Raw genomic sequence first — 24,219 nt, 5'->3', positions numbered from 1 at the left:
TGCTTAGAACAATGAGAGAACCAATCGGCGATTTGTAGCAGGCCCCGCTTCGATCCCTACCAGTTCACCTTCAACCCGACATCGCCGCCATAGCTCTGCAAGCCGCTGCCGAACTTGCCGTCGAAGGCGGCGAACAGCGAGGTGTTGTTGCTCCAGTTCATCTTCAGGCCGGCATTGACCGCAACCGCGTCCTCGGCTGCAGAGGCACCCTGGATAACGAAAGAGGTGCCCGGCGCCGCCTGGAAGCTCGGCTTCACTGAACGGTCCGGCTCGAATTCGTGCACCCAGGCCGCGCGGGCCCAGGCCTGCAGCGATTGGCCGTCGCCCACGCCGACCGTGGTGTCGAGCTGCAGGCCGAGCGAGACCGGCAGCGAGGTGACGACGTGGTGATCGAAACTCAGGCCCAGGGCACCGCCATCGGTCGACGTCTCGTCGAAAGCGTCCATCGACAGGAAGGCGAACTGCAGCCCGGCGAAAGGCGTGATGGCGCCTTCGCCCACCTGTTGCCGCCAGCCGGCCTCGATGTTGGTGCCGAAACCGGCGCTCAGGAAATTGCTGCGCCAGTTCTCGGGCGTCACGCCGGCCACCGGGTCAATCGGCGAGCCCGAGCCGGGCACGGCCGCGGTGCGGTGGATGTTGTTGTTGTAGAGGCCGAAGGCAAGCGCGCCGTCGATATAGAACTGGTCCCATTTACGCGTGACATAAGCGCCAGCCTGGGCGCCGACGATATTGCCGGAAGTCTGGCGGTCGTCGACGGCGAATGAACCCGCAGAGCCACCCAGCGCGAAGCCCACCAGCGTGTCGGGGTCGCCGGTGGTTTCCATGCCCGCTGCGAGGTTGCCGCCCCTGTACACAGTACCGGCACTGCCTACGGCCGCATCGCCGCTGATCTCACCGCCATTGCCGCCGGCGCTCGCCCAATAGCTCCAGCGCCGCTGGTCGGGCTGCAGCGCCTTGAACGGGTTCTTCTTGGGCTTCGCCGGCTCGTCATAGGCCTGCGGCGCGGCTGTGACATCTGTCGGATCAGTGCCGACGCCGCTGCGCCAGAAATCGGCCTGGCGGCCCATCGAGGCGAAGAAGCTTTCATAGGCGCCGAACTGCGGCTGCTCGATACCGGAAACGCCCTCGCCCGAGATCGAATCATAGACGGCGCCGAGCTGCTCGACCGTTGGAATATAGAACAGCGCCTCGGCGATCTTCTGGAAACTCGGCGATGTCGGGCCGCCGCTCTGAATGGCGTTGACAGCGTTAGCGACCGGAACCTGATTCTCGGTCAAGCCGTTGGGGGCGAAATTGATGTCTACGCCGAGATAGGCATCGTTAAGGCCTTGATATTGCAACTGATATTGCGCAACCGCGCTTGGGATCGCACTCAGCTCCAGTCCGGTGTGCGAAATACCGCCATCGGCGTGCAGGATATGGAACGTCTGGCTCCCGGGCTTCGCCGCGGCCGCATCCATGATGTTGAGATCGACCGCGCCACCGAGATCCGCCGTGCCCGTGACGTTGATGAGGTCGGCTGCCGGATCGAGGTCGACGTCGAGCTTGTAGGCGCCGGTAGCGGTCTGGTTCCAATTGCCGGCGAGATTGGTGGTCATAACATTGTTGTCGCCGCCCGGTGAGAAATAGCCGCTGTCGGAAAAGAGGTTGCCGGTGCCGAGCTTGGCGTCGGTGCCGGCATTGAAGATGGCGTTGGTCGCGTTGGTGAAGGTGTTGGCGCCGGCGCCGAGATCGAAGGAGCCGGTGACCGTGCCGTAATTGGTGACCGCCTCCTTGCTGTCGCCGGAAAGGATCGCCCAGCCTCCGGCGGTGCCGCTCGCGGTCGTGATCGTGCCCTTGTTGCTGATCGTGTTGTTGTTGCCGTCGATGATCCAGACGCCGACGCCGATATGGTTTGCGTCGCTGGCGCCGCCCGAGACCTTGCCGGTCGCGCTCGTCAGGTTGATAGCAATGTCGCCATTGCCCTCTGACGCCTTGCTTTGCGCGACAATGGCGCTGGTGCCGGCGGCATGGGTGACGACCGAGCCCGCAAAATCGACGGTGACATTACCGGCGACGCCCTGGAACAGCGGGGCGAGCGGATGGAGGGTATCCTTCGTGCCGCCCGCGCTCTGCGCGAAGATGCCGATGGAGCCGCTGCCGTAGGTGTCGATCGTACCGGTATAGTTGACATGGATGACGCCGGAGTCGCCAAAGTCGCCATTGCTGCCGACGTGGTAGTCTGTGATCGTCCCCAGCACCGGGAGGTCGTTGCCGAGCGTGCCGAGTATGCCGCCGCCGCCGCCAATTGACTGCGCGAAGATGCCGGCCGAGGACGAGCCGTGCGTGATGATCGCACCGTTGCCCTCGACGGTAACATCCTTGCCCGAGCCACCGCTGCCGCCGCCCTGGCCAAAGGCCAGGCCGATGCCGAGATTGAGCGCCGGGATCGGCCCAATCGCTTGCTCGAGCACACGGTCGACGTTGCCGGCGACACCGCCGCCGCCGCCGACCGACTGCGCGAAGATGCCGTTGGACGCCGCGCCGAAGGTCTCGATCCTGCCGTTGTTGTTGTTGATCACGTGGACGATGCCGCCGTCGCCGCCACTGGTGCCCTTGCCGCCAACGCCGATCGTGCCGGTGGCGCCGATATTGGCCTTGCCGCCGACACCGCCGCCGCCGCCCACCGACTGGGCGAAGATGCCGTTGGAATTGCTGCCCTTCGTGGTGATGTTACCGGTGTTGGTGACCTCGACAAGACCGCCAATGCCCGACCCGCCGCCATTGCCGCCGACGGCTGCGCCGAGAGAGCTGTAAATCTTGGTCTTGCCGAACAGCACGTTCGCGATCAGCGCCGCCGGAACCGGGATCAGTTCGCCGGTGCCGAGCAGGCCGTTGCCGCCTGCGCCGCCGCCGCCGCCCACGCTCTGCGCATAGATGCCGTCGGCAAGCGAACCGTTGGTCGTGATGCTGCCATCATTGGTGACGGTCACATGGCCGCCATCGCCGGCCGCGCCGCCCTGACCGCCGACCGCGATCGACATGGCGACGTTGATCAGCGCATCAGGGGGCGCCTCGCCCTTGCCGACCAGTACGTTGATCGAATTGGCACGGCCGCCGATACCGCCGCCGCCGCCGATCGATTGCGCAAAGATGCCATAGGCGCTGTTGCCGGTGGTCACCGTATCGCCCGTGATGTCCGTGTCGGTGGTGATGAGGCCGGTCTCGATATTTCCGTGATTGTTGACGGTGACGTCCTTGCCGTCGCCCGCCAAGGCGCCGTTGCCGCCGATCGCCACGGAGATGTTGGTGTTTTGTGCGCTCGAGCTGGTCGCGTTAGCCCAGCTTCCGACCGCCGTGATCGCATTGCCGCCATCGCCGCCACCGCCGCCCGCGCTCTGCGCGAAGACACCGGCCGAATTGTCGCCATAGGTCCGAATGACCGACCAGTTGTTGACTGTCGCCGTCGAACCGTCGCCGCCAAGCGCGCCCTGGCCGCCCACGGTGACGCCTATCGACGCCAGCGGCAGGTTGCTGTTGTTGATGCCTAGGTTGACACCGATCGCGAAGCCGCCATCGCCGCCGCCGCCGCCAATCGACTGCGCCCTGATGCCGTCGGCGCCAAGGCCGAAGGTGGTGATGGTGGAGCCAGCGACGATCGCGCCGAGCGCGTTCTTGCCCGCATCGACGATGACGGCCCCACCGTTCCCGCCTGTGCCGCCCGTGCCGCCGACGGCGACCGATATGTTGGCGCCCGGCCCCATTGAGCCGGCGCCCGATGCGGCGTAGCCGCCGGTGCCGCCACCGCCGCCGACTGACTGCGCCCAGATGCCGTGGGCTTGCGTGCCATGGGTGGTGATGTTGCCGCCATTGGTGACATGCACCGTGTCGCCGATGCTGCCTATGCCGCCGCTGCCACCGACCGCGATCGAGACAGCGACCGCCGGAATCTCTTCAGGATCGGGCGAAACCGCGACCGAGAAAGCGATCGCCCCGCCGCCGTTGCCGCCGCCGCCGCCGACAGACTGCGCGAAGATGCCGTAAGCCTTGATACCCGTGGTGCTGATGTCACCCTGGTTGCTGACCGTGACGGTGCCGCCGCTGCTGCCGTCGCCGGCATCGCCGCCGATGGCGGCCGATATCGCGCCGACCGCGAGTGCGCCGGCGATGGAGAAGCCGCCATTGCCGCCGCCGCCGCCGAGGCTTTGCGCGTTGATGCCGATCGATCCGTCCGCATGGGTGATGATCGTCGAGGCGTTGTTGACGGTAACTGCCTTGGCGAGGCCACCGTCGGCCCCCTTGCCACCGAGGGTAACGGTCAGCGCAACCGCGCCGATCGTGCCGCCGCCGGCAAAGCCACCATTGCCGCCACCGCCGCCGACCGACTGTGCGAAAATGCCAGAGGCCTGGAGGCCGTAGGTCTCGATCTTGCCGCCCGCGGTGTTGACGTTGACGATGTCGCCGATACCTCCGACGCCGGCTGCGCCGCCCATAGCGAGGCCGAAACTGAACGCGCCACCGCCGCTGACAGCAACGGCGCCGCCGCCATCGCCGCCGCCACCGCCGACGCTCTGCGCGAAGATGCCGTAGGCGCTGTCTCCTTGCGTGGTGATGTTGCCCAGGTAGTTGACGGTTACGTCCTTAGCATCGCCGCCGGGGCCACCCTTGCCGCCGATCGCGAAGCTGGCGCCGGCGCCGGAAGTGCCGTTCGCAACCGAGACTGCAAGCCCGCCCCTGCCGCCGCCGCCGCCGACCGATTGCGCGAAAACGCCATAAGCCTTGGCGCCGGTGACGACGGTTTGGCCCTGACCGTTAGTGGTGCGCGTGCCGGTGCTGATGTCGGAGGCGAAGAGGCCGGTGAGATCGCCCGGGGTGGCCACGTGGTTGACCTCGACCGATCCGCCCTTGCCACCCTTGTCGCCGTCACCACCGATAGCGATCGAGATCGGCGCTCCCGCTGTATACGAGCCGCCGCCATTGCCACCGCCGCCGCCCAACGACTGGGCGAGGATGCCGACGGAGTTGTCGCCGCTTGTCGTCAGTGGGCCGGAGGAGTTGACGATGACCTTGAGGCCATCGCCGCCGCCGCCGCCCGAACCGCCGATGGAGAAGAGCCCGCCGCTGGAGCCGCCGTCGCCACCGCCGCCACCGATCGACTCAGCCTGGATGGCGGTGCCGACGGTGGTGATGCGGCCGGTGTTGTTGACCGTTACGGTGCCGCCATTGCTGGTGGCGCTGCCGGCGCCACCGATGGCGACGAGGCCACCGCTATCGCCGCCATTGCCGCCACCGCCGCCGATCGACTGAGCGAATATGCCACGCGCCTTGGGGCCGATTGTGATCAGCGTGCCGTCATTGTTGACGGTGACGGAGCCGCCGATGCCGCCGGCCGAACCGTCGCCGCCGATGGCGACGAGGCCGCCGCCACTCGAGCCCGAGCCGCCGCCGCCGCCGATCGACTGCGCCACGATCGCGTCGGCGCCGACGTCATGGGCATCGGGGTTGGTCCCGCCATAAGTTATGATGGTGGTGCCGGCCGCATTGTTGACGATGACGGTGCCGCCGTCGCCGCCGGCCGCGCCGGTGCCGCCGATTGCCACCAGGCCGCCGACATCGCCTGCAGCGCCGCCGCCGCCGCCGATCGACTGGGCGAAGATGCCGTAGGCGCCGATGCCATGGGTGGTGATGTCGCCGCCGGCATTGTTGTTGACCGTGACGGTGGAACCGGTGCCGCCGCCGCCACCGAGTTTGCCGCCAAGCGCGACGATGCCGCCGGCATCGCCCGCATTGCCGCCGCTGCCGCCGAGCGACTGCGCCCAGATACCGTGCGATTCCTTCTGCGACGTTTCGATGACACCGCTGTTGGTGACGGTGACCGTGCCGCCATTGCCGCCCGAGGTGGCCGAACCGGGCAGACCGACGATGCCGAAGCTGTCGCCGCTGCCGCCACCCGCGCCGCCGATCGACTGGGCAAGAATACCGGTCGACTTCTGGCCGGTGGTAACGATATGACCGCTGTTGATGACCGTGACGGTGCCGCCAGTCGTCGCCGGCCCGCCCGAGCCGCTCGGGCTGAGAATGTAGCCGCTGCCGCCATTGCCGCCCTTGCCGCCTTTGCTGAGCGCAAAGATGCCGGGTGAGTTGTTGCCGCCGGTGGTCAGGTCGACCGAATTGTGCAGTGTGACGGAGCCGCCTGCGCCTGCCGCACCGCCGTCATAGGGCCCGAGTGCGCCATAGGCATCGCCGCCATTGCCGCCATTGCCGCCGATGCTGGCGACGGTGACGGCAGGCGTGTTGTCGGCGTTATTGCCATAGGGACCGTTGACGCCGCCGACCAGGGTGACGTCGACGGTCGGGCCGTTGCCGCCGGGGCTACCGTTCGAGCCGTCATAGCCGATGGTGACACTGCCCAGGATGCCGAGGTCGATATGGACGCCGTAGCCATTGCTGCCGCCCGCGCCTTGAGTGCCGACCTGACGATTGACATAAACCGCGCCGTCGGCGTTGCTGCTGCTGCCGCCATTGCCGGCGGTGCCCGCCGCGCCGCTATTGTCGAAGATGTTTGGCTTGAAGGCGTCGACAACCGAGGTTGGATGGCTCGAATCCGTCTGGTTGGTGACATTGATCCCGGTGATGAGATTGGTGGTCGAGTTCCGAATATAGCTGTCGACTTTGTAGGTTGCGCCACCCGACACATAGGTGGAGTTGAGGGCTGGCGCGTCGACCAGGATCGCATTGTATTCGGTGACCGAACCGACTGTGACCGAAGTAAGCGCCCAGCCCGAGCCGAGATCCTTGACCACCGTTTCGAGCGCGTTGGTGTCGGGGTTGTGTACCTGACTGCCGACCACGACGGCAGCCAGCGCCGCCTCCGGGGCGAACAACAGGAATGAGGCCGCGACGGCGGCGACCGCGATTGGACCGGGATGGTATATGCGGACTACGCGTCCAAGGCCGAACTTCGACCCATTGGCCGTCTTGATCTTCGCCATTGCCCCAGTCCCCCCGGGCCATTCCGACCCGTCTCACCCTGCCAATGGCGTGACGCAACGGCAGCGCGCTGTCAACTTGGCCTCCCGCAACAACCGTTGGCGAAGTTCACGCCAGCGCCGCGGTCTGCAAGTAGTCCAGCTCACTCATATTTTGTCGTAAAAGTATTGAACCAGCTGGATTTCCTGGTTTTTCTCACAGGGCGGGCGGGCACGACCCGATATATGCCAATGTACAATGCCGCCAGAATGACCTGCCCCCGATCGGCTTGAATCATGGACTCTTGAGCTGACTTTTTCTGGGAGTATCAGCACGGGCGGTGCTTGTTCGCCGCGACACCGATGCGCGTGCCGAACCAAGCCTGAATCCGTCCATTAGTGATTCTGCAAATTGAAAAGCTGCCGGTGGTTGCGAAAGAGGTGTATCCGGTTGCCGGAATGCAGGCGGCGCGGCAACCGATCCGGTTAGTGGCCGGTAAAATACCGTTTATTTGATTTCTCGGTCAAAATATGCTGCTTGTCGCGCCCATGAAAAAGCTCTGCCTGATGGTTCTGGCGTCGCTGGCGCTGGCCTTGCCGGCCAAGGCGATGGACAGTGCGCTGCGTGCCGGCTTGTTGAAACTCGATCCGGAGACGCGGCTTGAGCAGCGCTGCGACGCCGAGGTGCTCGACCGGATCAGCCACGACGATCGCAGCTACAAGGCTGACCGGGTGGTGGCCTATGCCTTTGCCACGCCGCAGATGAGCGCCGACGCCATCAAGAGCTCCGGCGCCGCCTTTCGCAGCAAGGGCCAGTGGTACCGGCTGAAGTTCAAATGCCAGACCGCGCCAGACCATATGGAAGTGCTGCAATTTCGCTACAAGATTGGCGATGAGATTCCGGAATCGGACTGGGCGAAATATAATCTTTACGACTAGATGCCCCACCTCATCCGAGCTCCCGGCCGCGGCCTGGGAATCCTCGGGCTCACCGGAAGAAACCCATTTTCCCATGATGCCGAAGCCTGCGGCTTGACGCCGGTGGACCGTGCCTTTAGGCCCGTCCTGGTACAGGGCGACACTCATTTCAGGCAAGGATTTCTAGTTTATGGAAATATTCACTGCCGCAGGCCTTTCCGCTCTCCTCCAGGTCGTTGCAATCGATCTCGCGCTCGCGGGCGATAATGCAATTGTGATCGGTCTCGCCGCCGCCGGCCTTCCCGCCGACCAGCGCAAGCGCGCCATTCTCGTCGGCATCGCGGCGGCCACGGTCCTGCGCATCATCTTTGCCCTGATCACGCAATGGTTGCTGAGCATCGGGCCGATGCTGCTGCTAGCCGGCGGTCTGCTGCTGCTGTGGGTGTGCTGGAAGATGTGGCGTGAGCTGCGCGTCAGCCACGAGGACGAGCGTGACGCGACTGAAGCCCTTTCCAACGGCACGGTCGCCGGCAAAGGACGCAAGACCTTCTCCCAGGCCGCCTGGCAGATTGTGATCGCTGACGTGTCGATGTCGCTGGACAATGTGCTGGCCGTCGCCGGTGCCGCCATGAAGCACCCGACAGTGCTGATCATCGGGCTGGTGCTCTCGATCGCGCTGATGGGTTTTGCCGCGTCCTTCGTCGCGCGCCTGCTGCACAAATACCGCTGGATCGCCTATATCGGCCTGCTGATCATCCTCTACGTCGCCATAAACATGTTCCTCGAGGGCGCCGTGCAGCAGTTTCCGCAACAGTTCGCTTTCTTGGCACCATGGTTCGGATCGGATGGCCACTGACGTCTCTTTCCAGGCGAACGGCTATCGGATCGCACCGGCCTCGACGGGCGGTCAGGTTTGCTTCTGTGCCGAAGCATGCTATTGCGCCGCACAAATTGGCCTAAAGCCGCGCGCGTAGATCGATACAGTCAAGGCCTCGAGCCCGATCCGCGCGCTCTTGTTTCTTGGAAAATAGCCCTATGTCCGCTCCTCGCGTCAGTTTCGTCAGTCTTGGATGTCCGAAAGCACTCGTCGATTCCGAGCGCATCATCACGCGCCTGCGCGCCGAAGGCTACGAGATCGCGCGCAAGCATGACGGCGCCGATCTCGTCGTCGTCAACACCTGCGGCTTCCTCGATTCCGCGCGCGATGAGTCGCTCAACGCCATCGGCTCCGCGCTGTCGGAAAACGGCCGCGTCATCGTCACCGGCTGTCTCGGCGCCGAGCCGGACGTCATCCGTGAGAAGCATCCCAATGTGCTCGCGATCACCGGTCCGCAAGCTTATGAAAGCGTGATGGCCGCTGTGCATGAGGCGGCACCGCCGAGCCACGACCCCTATATCGATCTTCTGCCGCCGCAAGGCGTGAAGCTGACGCCACGCCACTATGCCTATCTCAAGATTTCCGAGGGCTGCAACAACCGCTGCACCTTCTGCATCATTCCCGCACTGCGTGGCGACCTCGTCTCAAGGCCGGCGGCGGACGTGCTGCGCGAGGCCGAAAAGCTTGCCAAGGCCGGCGTCAAGGAACTCCTCGTCATCTCGCAGGACACCAGCGCCTACGGCATCGACATCAAGTACCAGACGTCGATGTTCGGCGATCGCGAAGTACGGGCGAAGTTCCTCGATCTGTCCGAGGAGTTGGGCAAGCTCGGCATCTGGGTACGCATGCACTACGTCTACCCCTATCCGCATGTCGCCGACGTCATCCCGCTGATGGCCGACGGAAAAATCCTTCCCTATCTCGATATCCCGTTCCAGCATGCCTCGCCGCAGGTGCTGAAGAACATGCGCCGCCCCGCCCATGGCGAAAAGACGCTCGAACGCATCCGCGGCTGGCGCGACGTGTGCCCGGATCTCGCCATACGCTCGACCTTCATCGTCGGCTTCCCCGGCGAGACGGACGAGGATTTCGAGATGCTGCTCGACTGGCTGGACGAAGCCAAGATCGACCGTGCCGGCTGTTTCAAATACGAGCCGGTCAAGGGCGCCCGTTCCAGCGAGCTCGGTCTGGAGCAGGTGCCGCAAGAGGTCAAGGACGCGCGCTGGCACCGCTTCATGCAGCGCCAGCAGAAGATTTCGGCAACGCAGCTCGCCAAAAAGGTCGGCAAGCGCCTGCCGGTGCTGATCGACGAGGCGCATGGCACCTCGGCCAAGGGCCGCACCAAATATGACGCGCCGGAGATCGACGGTTCGGTGCACATCCAGTCGCGCCGCCCGCTGCGCCAAGGCGAGATCGTCACCGTCAAGATCGACCGCGCAGACGCCTATGATCTGTACGGCTCGGCGGTGTAGCTTCGAGCCGAAAGGGCGCCTCACGGCGCCCCTCAGACTGTTGGGAGGCCTCTCGGCCTCGCCGGCATTTGATCAGAGCTTCACCGCCTCGATTGCGGCCAGGGAACGGTCGATCGCCTGATTGAGGGTGGCATCAAGGCTCTTGCCCGCTGACTTGGCTGCGATAACCGACAGCCGTGAGGCAAATCCCAGATGGTAGTCCACAAACCACTCGGGGTGCGGCTCGGGCTCCGGAAACGGCCACCACCACGGGGGAAACTTCGGTATCTTCGGTCGCGTCGGGCACCAATCGTCGAGGTCATCCGACACCGCCTTCATATCGAGCCCGCCGCGCTCCGCCGCCCACGCGGAGCGGACGAACTCGTCAGCGACCGCAGCGCCCAGTTCATGCGGCGGCAGCGGCTGAGGATTGAGCGCGACTTGCGCAAGCCGGCCCTGTGGGCCGCGCGGGATGACATCATAGATTGCAGGAATGCGTTTCCCGATGATGGCCAAAAGCTTTTTATTCAATTGCATAAGACCTCCTTCTGCGGACGCTTATCACGCCAGCTGGTTTCGTCTGAACTGCACGATCAGCATGAAATTAGAGGTCGTTAATGTATGTGAACATTGTCACGGAAACCATCGAAATATTACATCGACACCGTCAAAACGCGGATTGAAAAAGAACACCAGAGAAATTGATCTTAAATACTTGGCACACAACGCCGTCGAACGATCTTTAGCCGACTGGCAAAAAAAGCTTCCCGCCTAGGGGAAAGCCCTGCCAACCGACCTTACAAACGAATGAGGGCGCCACAAGGCGCCCTCTCCGGTTCGAAACTTTGGCGCCGCCTATTGCGGCAGCTTGTCGTCGATGCCTTTGACATAGAAATTCATGCCGAGCAGCGTGCCGTCGTCGGCGACTTCGCCGTCCTTCAGCCAGGCCGAGCCGTCCTGCTTGGAGACGGGGCCGGTGAAGGGGTTCCAGCCGCCGGCAATCTTTTTCTCGGTCGCCTCGGCCATCGCCTTCACGTCGTCTGGCATGTTGGTGTAGGGCGCGAGCTTGACGGCGCCGTCCTTGATGCCCAGCCAGACATTGTCCGGCTTCCAGGTGCCGTCCAGCGCCGCCTGCACGCGGCTGATGTAATACGGGCCCCACTCGTCGGTGAGCGAGGTCAGCTGTGCGTTCGGCGCGAACTTGATCATGTCCGACGACTGGCCGAAGCCGTGCAGCTTGCGCTCCTCGGCGACCTGCAGGGCGGCGGTGGAATCGGTGTGCTGGACGATGATGTCGGCGCCCTGGTCGAACAGCGCCTTGGCGGCGTCGGCTTCCTTGCCCGGATCAAACCAGGAGTTCACCCACACGATCTTGACCTTGAAGTCGGGATTGACCGACTGCGCGCCGAGGATGAAGGAGTTGATGCCCATCACCACTTCCGGGATCGGGAAGGAGACGATGTAGCCGGCAAGGCCCTTCTTCGATTCCTTGGCCGCGATCTGGCCGAGCACATAGCGGCCTTCATAGAAGCGCGCATTGTAGATGCCGAGGTTGTCACCGGTCTTGAAGCCGGTGGCGTGCTCGAACATCACCTTCGGGAACTTCTTGGCGACCTTCACCTCGGCATCCATGAAGCCGAAAGAGGTGCCGAAGATGATCTTGCACTTCTCGCGCGCCAGACGCTCGAAGGCACGGTCGGCGTCGGGGCCTTCCGAGACGTTTTCGAGATAGGCGGTCTCGACCTTGTCGCCGAGCGCCTTCTCCACTTCGAGCCGGCCCTGATCGTGCTGGTAGGAGTAGCCGAAGTCGCCGATCGGACCCGTATAGACCCAGCACGCCTTGAGCTTGTCGGCCGCCTGGGCGGTTGCCGCCAGCGACAAGGCCGCCGCCGTGGTCATCAACGCAATAAGCAGTCTTTTCATTGTGTTACCTCTCTGAGTTTAAGCCTTGGAGCTTCCCGTCTTTTTGTTGTTGTCAACGATCCGGAACGAATGGCTGCCCCAAGGAAGCCGGCGTGTTCATCATCGTCAGACGCTTGTTGCGCGAGATTAGAACGAGAACCACGACGGTTGCCAGATAGGGAAGCGAAGAAAGAAACTGCGACGGCACCGGAATCCCAAAAGCCTGTGCATGAAGCTGGCCGATCCAGACCGCGCCGAAGATATAAGCGCCGGCCAGCACCCGCCACGGACGCCAGGACGCGAACACGACCAGCGCCAGGGCGATCCAGCCACGGCCCGCGCTCATGTTCTCGACCCATTGCGGCGTATAGACCAGCGACAGGTGGCCGCCGGCAAGACCGGCGCAGGCGCCGCCGAAGATCACCGAGAGGTAGCGGTAGCGGATCACCTTGATGCCCAGCGCATGCGCCGAGGCATGGCTGTCGCCGATCGAGCGCAACGTCAGGCCCATGCGCGTCTTGAACAGGAACCACATCACCGCGGCCGTCAGCGCGATCGAGATGTAGAAGACCGGGTCCTGGCCGAAGATCAGCCTGCCGATCACGGGGATGTCGGTGAGCACCGGAATGTAGAGATTTGGCAGTCTTTCGCCGGGCTGGCCGACGAAGCTCGTTCCCATCATGCCGGACAGGCCGAGCCCGAGAAGCGTCAGCGACAGGCCGGTCGCCACCTGATTGGTGGCCAAGGACAGCGTCATGACGGCAAAGAGCAGCGAAAACAGCGCACCGACGATGCTCGCCGCGATGAGGCCGATCCAGGGCGATCCGGTAAGGTAGCCGGCGCCGAAACCACCGACCGCGCCCATGATCATCATGCCCTCGACACCGAGGTTGAGCACGCCGGAGCGCTCCACCACCAGTTCGCCGATCGCCGCGATCAGCAGCGGCGTGGCCGCGGTCGCGATGGTCAGAAGAATGTTGACGGCGATGTCCATCAGCGGGCCTCCTCGAGCTTGGGCGCTGCTTCGAGTTTGGTCGCGCCATTCGGCTTCGTCAGCGCCATGCCGATCACGCGAATGCGGTAGTGGATGAGCGTGTCGCAGCCGAGCACGAAGAACAAAAGCATGCCCTGGAAGACGCGAGCCACCTTGTCGGAGATGCCGAGCGCGCTCTGCACCGCCTCGCCGCCAAGATAGGTCAGCGCCAGCACCAGTCCCGCCGCGATGATGCCGAGCGGATTGAGTCGGCCGAGGAAGGCGACGATGATGGCGGTGAAGCCATAGCCGGGCGAGATCACCGGCTGCAGCTGGCCGATGGCGCCGGAGACTTCGGAAATGCCCGCCAGTCCCGCCAGCGCGCCGGACAACAGGAAGCTGAAGAAGACCATGTAGTTGAAGCCGAAGCCGGCAAAACGCCCTGCCCTTGGGCTGGAACCGAGCACGCGCACCTCGAACCCTTTGAGCATGCGGCTCATCATCAGCCAGACCAGCACGGCGGCCACCAATGCAAAGACGAAGCCCCAGTTGGCGCGGCCGGCGTCAGGCATCAGCTCCGGCAACACGGCCCAGTCGCCGAACTGGATGGTCTGCGGGAAACCATGACTCTGCGGATCGCGCCAGGGTCCGCGCACCATCCAGTCGAGGAAGAGTTGGGCGACGTAGACCAGCATCAGGCTGGTCAGGATTTCGTTGGTGTTGAAGCGCGTCTTGAGCAGCGCCGGGATGGATGCGTAGAACGCGCCGCCGGCCATGCCGAGCAACAGCATCAACGGCAGCACCAGCGGCCCCTCGAACCCAGGGAACAGCACCGGAATGATCGATCCGAAGATAGCGCCGAAGATGAACTGGCCCTCGGCGCCGATGTTCCAGATGTTGGCCTTGTAACAGACCGACAGGCCGACGGCGATCAGGATAAGCGGTGCGGCCTTGATCGCCAGCTCGTGCAATTGCCAGACCTGGCTGATCGGCTCGACGAAGTAGATCGCGAACGCATTGAGCGGATTGACACCGAGCAATGTGAACATGATGGCGCCTGCGATGATCGTCAGCGCGAAGGCGATGAAGGGCGACAGCACCGAAAACAGTGCCGAGCGCTGCGGGCGTTTGACCAGTTCGATACGCATCATGCCACCTCCAGGCCGTGTTCGGCGTGGCCAGGTTCGGCGCCACCCATCAACAGGCCGATTTTCTCGAAGGTTGCCTCGGCGATCGGCAGCGGCGTCGACAATTCTCCATTGTGCATGACCGCGACCGCGTCCGACAGCTCGAACAGTTCGTCGAGGTCCTGGCTGATGACCAGCACCGCCGAACCGCTGCGCGCAAGCTCGATCAGCGCCTGGCGGATATGCGCCGCGGCACCCGCGTCGACACCCCAAGTCGGCTGGTTGACGACCAGCACGCTCGGTCTGCGGTCGAGCTCGCGGCCGACAATGAATTTCTGCAGATTGCCGCCCGACAGCGCTGCCGCTTCCGGATCGGGCGCGCTCTTGCGCACGTCCATCGCCGTGATGATGCGCTGGGAGGCGGCGTAGACGGCTGCGGACTTGACCATGCCGCCGGAGCCGACAAAGGCCTTGCCGTCGGTCGCGTGGCGCGACAGGAGCAGGTTCTCCGAAAGCTTCATGCGCGGCGCGGCACCGTGGCCGAGGCGTTCCTCCGGCACGAAGGCGGCGCCCATCAGCCGCCGTCCGGTGATCGACAGCGCCCCGGCGTCCTTGCCGCGGATGCGGATCGAGCCGGCGTCCTGCTGCAGGACCTCGCCCGAAACGGATTCGAAGAATTCGCCCTGGCCGTTGCCGGCGACACCGGCAATACCGATCACCTCGCCGGCGCGAACGCTGAGATTGATATTCTTCAGGGGAACGGCAAACGGCGTCGCCGGCTTGCGGCTGAGCGCACGGATCTCGAGCAGCGCCGGCGCGGTCTCGATGCCTCCGGCCGGCGCGCGCACCACGGCCTTCACCTCGGTGCCGACCATCATGCGGGCGAGCGAGGCGGCCGTCTCCTGGCGCGGATTGCAATGGCCGACCACCTTGCCGTGGCGAAGCACGGTGGCGCGGTCGCAGATGCGTTTGACCTCTTCCAGCCGGTGCGAAATGTAGAGGATCGACTTGCCTTCCGAGCGCAGCCTTTCCAGTGTCTCGAACAGCTTGTCGGCTTCCTGCGGCGTCAGCACCGAGGTCGGTTCGTCGAGGATGATGAGCTGCGGCGTTTGCAGCAGGCAGCGGATGATCTCGATGCGCTGGCGCTCGCCGACCGAAAGGTCGCCGACCAGCGAGTCCGGGTCGAGCGGCAGGCCGTAGCTGAAGGAAAGCGCCCTCGCCTTCGCCGCGATCGTGCCGATCGGCGAGCCGTCATTGAGCGACAGGGCGATGTTTTCGGCCGCCGTCAGCGCCTCGAACAACGAGAAATGCTGGAACACCATGCCGATGCCGAGCTTCTTGGCCACGCCCGGGCTGGTAATCCTGACCAACTTGCCGTCCCAATAGATCTCGCCCGAGTTCGGCTCGAGCGAGCCGAACAGCATTTTGACCAGCGTCGACTTGCCGGCGCCATTTTCGCCGAGCAGCGCGTGGATCTCGCCTTTTGCTATGTTGAGATCGATATGATCGCACGCTGTCAGCGTGCCGAAAATCTTCGTTAGGCCGCGGACCTCAAGCAGGTTCGCGCCATCATGACTGTTATTCACAGTGCCTCCCATCCAGTTTCCCGGACATGTTCTGTGTTCCCGCTAGCATGGTATGCGCGGCCGGCTCCCGTCGGAAAGCAGCACCCGACTTGAAAGAGCTTCAAGAATTTCAGCGGAAACTCAAGGGCTAAGATAGACCCGCCGCGAATGCCCGAACAGCCAGTGCGCTTTTCGGGCAAACTCTGCCTCCAGTCCCGGCAAGGCGCTGAAAAACAAGGCAGCCGGCTAATGCATGATGCCGAGTGTGAAACACCTTGCAGGTGACATCGTGCTCCGTCCCTTAGCTTTAGGGAATGAGGATGGTCGTTCCTGTCGTCTTGCGGGCCTCGAGATCGGCTTGCGCTCGTCCCGCATCCTTCAGCGCGTAGCGTTGGTTGATCTTGATCTTGACGGCGCCGCTCAGCACGACATCGAAAAGCGCGTTCGCCGACGCCACCATGTCCTCGCGCCTGGCGTTGTAGACGAAGAGCGTCGGACGCGTGGCAAACAGCGAGCCCTTCTGCGCCAGGAGCGACATCGAGAATGGCGGGATCGGCCCGGACGACTGGCCGAAACTGGCGAACGTGCCGAGCGGCCGCAGGCAGTCGAGCGAAGCGGGAAAAGTGTCGTTGCCGATCGAGTCGTAGACGACATCGCATTTGCGGCCCTGGGTCAGGGCCAAAACCGCGGCGACGAAATCCTGTTCCTTGTAGTTGATGACATGGTCGAAGCCATGCGCCCTGGCGACCTCGATCTTGTCGGTGGAACTTGCCGTGCCGATCACCGTCGCGCCGAGGTGCTTTGCCCATTGGCCGAGGATGAGACCGACGCCGCCGGCGGCCGCATGGTAGAGGATCGTGTCGCCGGCCTTTACCGGATAGGTGCGGCGCAGGAGATACTCGGCCGTCATGCCTTTCAGCATCATGGCGGCGGCCTGCTCGTCGCCGATGCCGTCCGGCAGCTTGATCACGCGGTCGGCCGCAACGATGCGCTGCTCGGCATAGGCGCCGACATTGACCGCATAGGCGATGCGATCGCCAGGCTTCAGCCAGTCGACGCCGGCGCCGAGCGCCAGCACCACGCCGGCCGCTTCGCTGCCCGGGATCAGTGGAAAGCCGCCGGGCGGCGGATAGAGCCCGGTACGATGATAGACGTCGATGAAATTGAGGCCGATCGCGGTATGGCGGACCAGGATCTGCCCGGCGCCGGGCTGCCCGGGATCGGCATCCTCATAAGTCAGGACTTCGGGGCCGCCATGGGCGTGGATGCGGATTGCCTTGGACATCGTTCAACTCTCTCGGGATAGGGACAGGATCCAGAGCATGATCCCTAAAGAGAAAACCCGTTTAGGATCATGCTGCGATAACAGCTAGGTCAGAATGACGTTCGAGCCAAACCTAATCCTGATCCAGGGTCAGGACTTCTTGGCGCCAAGCTTGGGGAACATCTGCATGACGCCGCCGATGCAGGCGAGATAGAGACCGCTGATCGTGATGCCGATCTTGGTGAAGTCGCTGACCTGTTCGCCGAGCACGCCGATCTTGTCGTAGAAGGCCGCGAGCGCTGCTTGCGCCAAAGCCAGCGCGCCAAAGGCGCACCACAACAGCGTCATGCCGAGATTGACGGGCCTGAGCCGCACCACCCGCACCGGATGAATGAAATTGATCGGCAGGAAGGTGAGGATGCCGGCGACCACGACCACCGCGAAGGAGACCCACTGCCCCGGCTCGATGACGAACAGCGTGAACACGACCATGTTCCACACCACCGGGAACCCTTTGAAGAAGTTCTCCTTGGTCTTCATGCCGGTGTCGGCATAGTAGATCGCGCTGGACACGACGATGATCGCCGCCGACAGGAAGGACAGGTTCTCGCCCATGAAGCCGCGCTGATAGAGCGCGAAGGCGGGGATCAGCACGTAGGTGACATAATCGATGATGTTGTCGAGGAGCTCGCCCGACCATGTCGGCAGGATTTCCTTGACCTCGAGCCTTCGCGCGATCGGGCCGTCGATGCCGTCGACGAACAACGCCAGCCCGAGCCACCAGAACATCGACGTCCACCGCTCTTCGCTTGCCGCCACCAAGGACAGGAAGGCAAGGAACGAGCCCGAAGCGGTAAGCAGGTGCACGGAGAAAGCGCGCGCCTGCGGCCAGGTGACCTTCTTTTTCGGTCGCGGAATCCGATCCGCGATCTTCCTGGCCGCTTTGCGGGCCGCTGTATCCTTGCTCACGGTCCCCGCCAGTCCAGTTTGCAGATTTCGGCCGAACGGCCGGCAAAATTCCAGTTGCGGCCGAAGGCGCGCATCTTGCTCTTGTCGGACTTCGCCACAATGATCTCCGGCGCGATCCAGTATTCCGAATTGGTGATCACCGTATCCTTCTCGCGATCCTTGCCGGCAACAGGCGTCACCGCGCCGTCGATAATCCGCGGTATCTGGAAGATACGCGTCTTGTCCCGCGTCTCATAGGTGATCGGCACCTGCTCGACGCCGAGGAATTTTCCGACCAGGATCGACAGCAGCGAGGTGGTGCCGCCGGCCTTGCCGGTAAAGATCTTGGTCAGCGCCTTCACCGCATAGACCGAGGCGCGCTTGTCGATGAACAGGCCGGCGGTCCAGTTGCCGCGGCTCATATAGCCCGGAATTTCCATGATCAGCCCGAGATTGAGACCGGAGAGCTCGACCTCGCCGAAATGGCCCGCGTCGATGCGAAAACCCGCCCAGGTCTGGCAGTAGCCTTCGGTCGGCGGATGGCTGCCGAGCGACAGCACGCAAGGACAGAAAACCGTGCAATTGCAGGAGAGTACCAGCTCTCCCTTCATCGCCCAGCTCTGATCGGTCATCCGATTTTCCCCCTCACGCCGAAACTAATAGCAGGGCAGCGGCCCACACAAGCAGTATCGCACCGGCCACCTGGCTGGCCACCCTGCCGGTGGTCTGTTTTTCGATCAGGGTGAAGAGACCGATCAGCGCCATCCAGAAGATATTCATGGCGCCGACCGCAAACATCACCAGCATCAGCGCCCAGCAGCAGCCGAGGCACCACACACCTTGCTCCAGGCCGAGGCGGAAGATGCGCCCCGGCTTTGCACTCCAATTGGCAAACAGGATCGAGAACGGGTTCCTGCATTTTTCCAGGCAGGCCTGCTTCAACCCGCTGAACTGGTAGAGGCCCGCCACCAGCAACGCCGCGGCGCCGGCCAGCCCGACGACGGGATCGAGCATCTGCCCGGAAGCGGTGAAGGCATAGATCGTCAGCGTCACAGCGGCAAATGCCAGCGAAGCGGCAAGCCATGTTGTAAGATAACCGGCAACGAGAACAAGCGGATGAACCACCGGCTCTCCCTTGATCCGGGCCGTATCGGCAATCTCGCAATAGGTCCGGATCATCGGCGCGGCGGAAGGCAGCATCGCTGCCACCGCCATCAGGAACCACATCAGGGCAAGCGCCAGGCTCTGCGCCCCGATCGAGCCCGCAAGCGGCGCCGGCGCCAGGCACAGGCCGAATATCCGGGACAACAAGCCAGGCAAGGGCAATTGCGGCAAGTGTCTCAGCAGCGCGTCGCCCGCGGCATTGCCGCCAATGCGGCTTTCGGCGCCGCGGACCGCCATGGCCAAAAGGATGAACCACGACAGGGCGATGCCCGTCCCGATCGTCAGCGTCACCGCCAGGCGTGGGCTGCGCGCAAGCTCCGCCGTGGCGCGGCCGGCGCGGTCGAGATGGCTGAAATCATGCTCCTGGCCGGTCATGGCCCTCGAATGAGCTGAATCGCCGCGTTGATCAAGCCGGCTGATCCGACCTATATCCTGACCCAGGATCGCCTCTCATACGGAGACCTGGCATGCAGCAGAACGAAAATGCCCGGATCCTTGTTGCCGGCAGTGGCCCGGCCGGGTTGACCGCCGCACTGGGTTTTGCCGAAGCGGGCTTTGCCGTCACGCTTGTTGGTCCGGAAGCCGCAACCGGCGACGGCCGCACCACCGCCCTGATGAACCCTGCCTTGAAAGTGCTCGACCGGCTCGGCGTACTTGCCGGGCTTCGCGCCCAGGCCGCGCCATTGAAGGTCATGCGCATCGTCGACGCCACCCGCCGCCTGGTCCGCAGTCCGACGGTCACCTTTCGCGCCAGCGAGATCGGCGAGGAGCAATTCGGGCTGAACCTGCCGAACAAGGTGCTTATCCCGCTGCTTGCCAGGGCCGTTGCCGCCCACGCCGGCATCGAATGGCGCAAATCGATGGTCGAGACATGGCGGCTTGATGCCGGCCAGGCCCATGCCGTCCTTGCCGCTGGCGAGGAGATTTCCGCCGCGCTCGTCGTTGCAGCCGACGGCCGCACCTCACCGGCGCGCGAGGCAGCCGGCATCAAGGCTTCGGCGCGGCCCTACCCTCAGTCGGCGCTGGTCGTCAATTTCAGCCACCGCAGCGAACACGGTTTTGTCTCGACCGAATTCCACACCGAAACCGGCCCGTTCACCCAGGTGCCGCTGCCCGGCAGACGCTCCAGCCTTGTCTGGGTGGTTGAACCTGAGACCGCGCGGGAACTCGCCGCACTCGATGACGAAGCCCTCTCCACACGCATCGAGCAGCAGATGCAGTCGATGCTCGGCCGCGTAGCCGTCGAAGCCGGCCGACAGGTCTACCCGTTGTCGGCGGCCTCGCCCGGGCGCTTTGCGCAAAACCGCGTGGCGCTTGTCGGCGAAGCGGCGCATGTGTTCCCGCCGATCGGTGCGCAAGGCCTCAACCTCGGCATCAGGGATATCGACGATCTGATTGGAATCGCCAACGAAAATCGCGACGATCCAGGCTCTCGCAAGTCCCTCGCCACATACGACACCAGGCGTCGGCCCGACATCTGGGCGCGCAGCGGCGCGGTCAATCTGCTCAACATGTCGCTGCTGTCGGACATGCTGCCGGCGCAACTCGCGCGAAGCGCTGGTCTCAATGCGCTGGGCAGCTTCGCGCCGCTGCGGGCTTTCTTCATGCGCGAAGGGCTGCGGCCCGGCAGCGGCTTCCGCGCGCTTGCCGGCGGTTTGCGGAAGCAGGCGACGCGGTAGAGCGTCGACTGGCCAAGTAGTCTCAGGCGCAAAACGCGGCCCCGGTCGCTCCGAACGAAGCGACACAACGCCATTGAATTGGAGGGCGGACTGCGCCAAATAGTCCCCAACCCAAAAGTCGGGGTCGATTTTTGGCGCCATAGTGCGTAATTTCAAGGTGTTAGGGGCGTTTTGCGTAGAGCGCACCCAGTGGTGAGCGCGATGAAAACAGCCAAGTTCTCGATCGGGCAAGTGGTTCGCCACCGGCTGTTCCCGTTCCGCGGCGTGATTTTCGACGTCGATCCGGAGTTCGCCAACACCGAGGAATGGTACGAGGCGATCCCGGCGGATGTGCGCCCACGCAGGGACCAGCCCTTCTATCATCTGCTCGCCGAGAACTCCGAGACGGAATACATAGCTTACGTTTCGGAGCAGAACCTGCTCGAGGACCAATCAGGCGAGCCGGTCCGGCATCCGCAGATCGGCGAGATGTTCGACAAGCTGCCGGACGGCCGCTACGAGCCCAAGCGCCAATCGCGGCACTGACACGTTGCATGGCAGCAACAGAAAGCGGGGCGGCAACAAAAAAAGCGGGGCAATTGCCCCGCTTTTGTTTTCCGAAGACGTTTCCGCGATCAATTCGCGGTCTTGGCCTTGTCCTGCTCGTCCTTGAGCTTCTTGGCGAAGTCCTGGTTGTTCTTGTTGACGAACTCCTGCAGCTTCTTCTGCCGATCGTCGAGGTCGGGCTGCTGCAGCGGCGGGCCGTCATAGGCGCCGCTGAAGCCGGTGAGCGCAACCTTGATCGGGTTCGGCTGGTTCTGGAAGTTGATCGAGGTGAGCGTGATCTGTTGGCCTTTCTTGAAGGCGGCGACGATCGGGTCGGTCAGCGGCACTTCGGCGACGCAACGGTCGGGAAAGCAGACGACGTAGTCGAGCTTCTGCGCCTTGCCGGCGTCGATCTGCAGGCCGATGCCGGCGCCGATAATACGGCCGGTCGGGACGGTCACCTGGAAGACCTTGCGGTTCACCTTGCCCTTGATTTCGATCAGGCCAACGCTGGTGACGAGCTGTCCGTTGCCGGCAGTGATGTTGTTCTGCACATTGCAGATGTCGACATCTTCCTGCTTGGCACATACCTTGTACCAGCCCTGCGGCGGCTGTTGCTGCTGCTGTTGCTGCGCCGAGGCGGTGAAAAGCCCGGCGCCCAGGACGCCGACCACGCCTGCGGCCAGCACCGAAAGGCGATACGCGTTGCTCGTCATATGGTGCACTTTCCTCTCAAAAGATCCGGGGACCGGCTTCTTCGTGCCGTGTGGTCCAGCTACCTGTTGCCGAAATGAGGCAACAGGATGACTTCGGAGCGCGTGTTACACTGCCCGCCGCGTCGAATCCAGCCGCTTTCCGCGATTTTCTCCGCGGTTCGCGTGTGGGGCAGGTCGGAATGGATAAGCCCGCCGATTCAATCGAGCGGCGAAATGCTGCGGATCTTGTTTCCATGCATGTCGTTTTCCCAAAACCGCTGCGCACTTTTGGGCGACATGCAGTACCGTGCATGCCGAATCACAAAGCCGCCCGGCAAGGAGACGGTCATGGACCGCGTTCTCGTCCGGCTGATCGCCGCGACCTCGTTTCTGGCCCTGTTGCTCTTTCCAGCTCTGTCGGAGCCGAAGCACGGCATTGCCATGCAGGGCGAGCCGGCATTGCCGCCGGACTATCAGCACTTCGATTACGTCAACCCCGATGCCCCCAAAGGCGGCAGCATCAATTATTGCGTCGTCGGCAGCTTCGACAATCTCAACCCGTTCATCCTGAAAAGCTTGCGCACCACGGCGCGCGGCATGATCGACACCGTTTACGGCAATCTCGTCTTCGAGCCGCTGATGCAGCGCAACTACGATGAGCCCTTCAGCCTCTACGGACTGCTCGCCGACAGCGCCGATATGGATCCAGACCGCAAGAGCATCGAGTTTCATCTCAACCCGAATGCAAAATGGTCGGACGGCCAGCCGGTGACGCCGGAGGACGTGTTGTTCACCTACGACGTTTTCACCGACAAGGGCCGTCCGCCCTATAGCGATCGCATGAGCATGGTGGCCAAGCTGGAGAAGACCGGCGAGCACAGCGTGAAATTCACTTTCAACGACAAGGCCAATCGCGAAATCCCGCTGATCATCGCGCTGACGCCGATCATCCCCAAACACGCCTTCGACAAGGCCACATTCGACAAGACCACGCTGAAACCGGTGATCGGCAGCGGCCCCTATACCGTGGACAAGGTGCAGCCCGGGCAGCACATCGTTTTCAAGCGCAATCCCGACTATTGGGGCAAGGACATTCCCTCGAAACGCGGCTTCGACAATTTCGACCAGATCACCATCGAATATTTCCTCAACGCCAACGCCAGGACGGAAGCCTTCAAGAAGGGCATCTGCGCCCTCGATGACGAGGCCGATCCGGTAAAGCGCGAGCGTGACATCGACTTCCCCGCCTTCCGCAGAGGCGAGGTGAAAGAGGAGTATTTCACGACCGGCATTCCGCCTGTCGTGAACGGTTTCCTGTTCAACACCAGACTGCCGAAGTTCGCCGATCCGGCCGTGCGGCGCGCGCTCGGCATGCTTTACGACTTCGAATGGGCGAACAAGAACCTGTTCGGCGGCAAGTTCGACCGAACCATGAGCTACTGGCAGAATTCCGAGCTCTCCGCACTCGGTCATCCGGCCGATGACCGGGAAAAGGCGCTGCTTGCCCCCTACCCCGGCCGTGTGCCGCCCGACGTGATGGACGGCACCTGGCGACCGCCGGTCACCGACGGCTCTGGGCAGGACCGCAAGGTGCTGAAGGCTGCTTTCGACCTGCTCAAGGCAGCCGGCTACCATGTGCAAGGCGGCAAGATGCTCGACCCGCAGGGAAACCCCTTCAGCTTCGAAATCCTGACCTCCTCACAGGACGAAGAGCGGCTGGCAGCCGTCTACCAGCGCACGCTGGAAAAGATCGGCATCGATGTCGGCATCCGCACACTCGACGGCGACCAGATCCAGTCGCGCAAACAGCGCTACGACTTCGAGGTTCTGATCGGTTCGAGCGGTTTCAACAACTCGCTGTCGCCCGGCAGCGAGCAGGTCGGGCGCTGGGGATCGGTGGCGGCCAAAACCGAAGGATCATTCAACCTCGCCGGTGTCGCCGATCCGGCCGTGGATGCAGCAATCAACGCCATGCTGAACGCGCGAACCAAGGAAGACTACGTCGCCGCGGTGCGCGTGCTCGACCGGCTGCTGATTTCCGGCAATTATATGGTGCCGATGCAATACAACACGCAGCAATGGATCGCTTACTGGAACTATCTGGAACATCCGCAAAAGACTCCCATATTCGGCTATCAGCTGCCGACCTGGTGGCGAAAGCCCAACTGAGGCAGGCCGACGAGG

Annotated in this window: 17 protein-coding genes; 6 read left to right on the top strand and 11 right to left on the bottom strand. The window is 63.5% G+C overall.

From position 1 onward, the window contains the following. Positions 1 to 56: 56 nt before the first annotated feature. Positions 57 to 6,971 (bottom strand): hypothetical protein, encoded by a 6,915-nt coding sequence (locus tag AB6802_RS20495; RefSeq protein ID WP_371012005.1) that lies wholly within the window; start codon positions 6,969 to 6,971, stop codon positions 57 to 59. A 507-nt stretch (positions 6,972 to 7,478) separates the two neighbouring features. Here AB6802_RS20495 and AB6802_RS20490 point away from each other — a divergent pair. From AB6802_RS20490 to rimO, 3 genes are all read left to right on the top strand, one after another. Further along, positions 7,479 to 7,886, top strand: coding sequence for a DUF930 domain-containing protein (locus tag AB6802_RS20490; protein WP_371012004.1), 408 nt, complete (start codon positions 7,479 to 7,481; stop codon positions 7,884 to 7,886). Positions 7,887 to 8,055: 169 nt separating this feature from the next. Continuing rightward, a complete protein-coding gene (locus AB6802_RS20485; RefSeq protein WP_371012003.1) occupies positions 8,056 to 8,721 on the top strand; it encodes a TerC family protein in 666 nt (221 codons plus the stop codon). Between the two features lie 179 nt (positions 8,722 to 8,900). Next, positions 8,901 to 10,214 (top strand): 30S ribosomal protein S12 methylthiotransferase RimO, encoded by a 1,314-nt coding sequence (gene rimO, locus AB6802_RS20480; RefSeq protein WP_371012002.1) that lies wholly within the window; start codon positions 8,901 to 8,903, stop codon positions 10,212 to 10,214. Between the two features lie 72 nt (positions 10,215 to 10,286). Here the strand turns inward: rimO and AB6802_RS20475 are convergent, their stop codons facing one another. From AB6802_RS20475 to AB6802_RS20435, 9 genes are all read right to left on the bottom strand, one after another. Continuing rightward, positions 10,287 to 10,730, bottom strand: coding sequence for a hypothetical protein (locus tag AB6802_RS20475; protein WP_371012001.1), 444 nt, complete (start codon positions 10,728 to 10,730; stop codon positions 10,287 to 10,289). Between the two features lie 318 nt (positions 10,731 to 11,048). Next, a complete protein-coding gene (locus AB6802_RS20470; RefSeq protein ID WP_371012000.1) occupies positions 11,049 to 12,116 on the bottom strand; it encodes a BMP family ABC transporter substrate-binding protein in 1,068 nt (355 codons plus the stop codon). A 52-nt stretch (positions 12,117 to 12,168) separates the two neighbouring features. Further along, on the bottom strand, positions 12,169 to 13,089 hold the full coding sequence (locus tag AB6802_RS20465) for an ABC transporter permease (protein ID WP_371011999.1): 921 nt from the start codon (positions 13,087 to 13,089) through the stop codon (positions 12,169 to 12,171). Then, positions 13,089 to 14,219: an ABC transporter permease gene (locus tag AB6802_RS20460; RefSeq protein ID WP_371011998.1), complete on the bottom strand. Its 1,131-nt coding sequence runs from the start codon at positions 14,217 to 14,219 to the stop codon at positions 13,089 to 13,091. The genes AB6802_RS20465 and AB6802_RS20460 overlap by 1 nt, the downstream gene beginning before the upstream one ends. Continuing rightward, complete coding sequence (locus tag AB6802_RS20455) at positions 14,216 to 15,793, bottom strand: ABC transporter ATP-binding protein (protein WP_371011997.1); 1,578 nt, start codon at positions 15,791 to 15,793, stop codon at positions 14,216 to 14,218. Before AB6802_RS20455 ends, AB6802_RS20460 begins: the two co-directional genes overlap by 4 nt. Before the next feature lie 274 nt (positions 15,794 to 16,067). Next, a complete protein-coding gene (locus AB6802_RS20450; RefSeq protein ID WP_371011996.1) occupies positions 16,068 to 17,045 on the bottom strand; it encodes a quinone oxidoreductase in 978 nt (325 codons plus the stop codon). A gap of 129 nt (positions 17,046 to 17,174) precedes the next feature. Next, positions 17,175 to 17,993, bottom strand: a complete 819-nt coding sequence (gene pcsA, locus AB6802_RS20445) for a phosphatidylcholine synthase (RefSeq protein ID WP_371011995.1) — start codon at positions 17,991 to 17,993, stop codon at positions 17,175 to 17,177. Further along, positions 17,990 to 18,604: a DUF1326 domain-containing protein gene (locus AB6802_RS20440; RefSeq protein WP_371011994.1), complete on the bottom strand. Its 615-nt coding sequence runs from the start codon at positions 18,602 to 18,604 to the stop codon at positions 17,990 to 17,992. Before AB6802_RS20440 ends, pcsA begins: the two co-directional genes overlap by 4 nt. A gap of 13 nt (positions 18,605 to 18,617) precedes the next feature. Continuing rightward, entirely contained in the window at positions 18,618 to 19,511 is an 894-nt protein-coding gene (locus AB6802_RS20435) for a DUF2182 domain-containing protein (protein ID WP_371011993.1), read from the bottom strand. A gap of 92 nt (positions 19,512 to 19,603) precedes the next feature. Here AB6802_RS20435 and AB6802_RS20430 point away from each other — a divergent pair, with 92 nt between their 5' ends. Both AB6802_RS20430 and hspQ read left to right on the top strand, forming a co-directional pair. Then, complete coding sequence (locus AB6802_RS20430) at positions 19,604 to 20,815, top strand: UbiH/UbiF family hydroxylase (RefSeq protein ID WP_371011992.1); 1,212 nt, start codon at positions 19,604 to 19,606, stop codon at positions 20,813 to 20,815. A gap of 201 nt (positions 20,816 to 21,016) precedes the next feature. Further along, the gene (hspQ, locus tag AB6802_RS20425) at positions 21,017 to 21,340 is read left to right on the top strand and encodes a heat shock protein HspQ (RefSeq protein ID WP_371011991.1); all 324 of its coding nucleotides are present in this window, start codon (positions 21,017 to 21,019) and stop codon (positions 21,338 to 21,340) included. An 89-nt stretch (positions 21,341 to 21,429) separates the two neighbouring features. Here hspQ and AB6802_RS20420 read toward each other — a convergent pair whose 3' ends face one another. Further along, entirely contained in the window at positions 21,430 to 22,056 is a 627-nt protein-coding gene (locus tag AB6802_RS20420) for an invasion associated locus B family protein (RefSeq protein WP_371011990.1), read from the bottom strand. Between the two features lie 327 nt (positions 22,057 to 22,383). Here AB6802_RS20420 and AB6802_RS20415 point away from each other — a divergent pair, with 327 nt between their 5' ends. Beyond that, positions 22,384 to 24,204, top strand: coding sequence for an extracellular solute-binding protein (locus AB6802_RS20415; protein ID WP_371011989.1), 1,821 nt, complete (start codon positions 22,384 to 22,386; stop codon positions 24,202 to 24,204). The last annotated feature ends 15 nt before the right edge of the window (positions 24,205 to 24,219 follow it).

Source organism: Mesorhizobium sp. RCC_202, from assembly GCF_041355295.1.
Lineage (GTDB): Bacteria > Pseudomonadota > Alphaproteobacteria > Rhizobiales > Rhizobiaceae > Mesorhizobium.
The sequence above is the reverse complement of the archived record's forward strand: the minus strand, read 5'-3'. Positions and strand labels throughout refer to the sequence as shown.

What these genes read in the sequence shown, in the direction of transcription:
- AB6802_RS20475 (WP_371012001.1), bottom strand. Translation starts at nt 10,730, where the DNA reads ATGCAATTGAATAAAAAGCTTTTGGCCATCATCGGGAAACGCATTCCT.
- AB6802_RS20470 (WP_371012000.1), bottom strand. Translation starts at nt 12,116, where the DNA reads ATGAAAAGACTGCTTATTGCGTTGATGACCACGGCGGCGGCCTTGTCG.
- AB6802_RS20430 (WP_371011992.1), top strand. Translation starts at nt 19,604, where the DNA reads ATGCAGCAGAACGAAAATGCCCGGATCCTTGTTGCCGGCAGTGGCCCG.
- AB6802_RS20435 (WP_371011993.1), bottom strand. Translation starts at nt 19,511, where the DNA reads ATGACCGGCCAGGAGCATGATTTCAGCCATCTCGACCGCGCCGGCCGC.
- AB6802_RS20450 (WP_371011996.1), bottom strand. Translation starts at nt 17,045, where the DNA reads ATGTCCAAGGCAATCCGCATCCACGCCCATGGCGGCCCCGAAGTCCTG.
- hspQ (WP_371011991.1), top strand. Translation starts at nt 21,017, where the DNA reads ATGAAAACAGCCAAGTTCTCGATCGGGCAAGTGGTTCGCCACCGGCTG.
- AB6802_RS20415 (WP_371011989.1), top strand. Translation starts at nt 22,384, where the DNA reads ATGGACCGCGTTCTCGTCCGGCTGATCGCCGCGACCTCGTTTCTGGCC.
- AB6802_RS20460 (WP_371011998.1), bottom strand. Translation starts at nt 14,219, where the DNA reads ATGATGCGTATCGAACTGGTCAAACGCCCGCAGCGCTCGGCACTGTTT.
- AB6802_RS20495 (WP_371012005.1), bottom strand. Translation starts at nt 6,971, where the DNA reads ATGGCGAAGATCAAGACGGCCAATGGGTCGAAGTTCGGCCTTGGACGC.
- AB6802_RS20420 (WP_371011990.1), bottom strand. Translation starts at nt 22,056, where the DNA reads ATGACGAGCAACGCGTATCGCCTTTCGGTGCTGGCCGCAGGCGTGGTC.
- AB6802_RS20440 (WP_371011994.1), bottom strand. Translation starts at nt 18,604, where the DNA reads ATGACCGATCAGAGCTGGGCGATGAAGGGAGAGCTGGTACTCTCCTGC.
- rimO (WP_371012002.1), top strand. Translation starts at nt 8,901, where the DNA reads ATGTCCGCTCCTCGCGTCAGTTTCGTCAGTCTTGGATGTCCGAAAGCA.
- AB6802_RS20490 (WP_371012004.1), top strand. Translation starts at nt 7,479, where the DNA reads ATGCTGCTTGTCGCGCCCATGAAAAAGCTCTGCCTGATGGTTCTGGCG.
- AB6802_RS20455 (WP_371011997.1), bottom strand. Translation starts at nt 15,793, where the DNA reads ATGGGAGGCACTGTGAATAACAGTCATGATGGCGCGAACCTGCTTGAG.
- AB6802_RS20485 (WP_371012003.1), top strand. Translation starts at nt 8,056, where the DNA reads ATGGAAATATTCACTGCCGCAGGCCTTTCCGCTCTCCTCCAGGTCGTT.
- AB6802_RS20465 (WP_371011999.1), bottom strand. Translation starts at nt 13,089, where the DNA reads ATGGACATCGCCGTCAACATTCTTCTGACCATCGCGACCGCGGCCACG.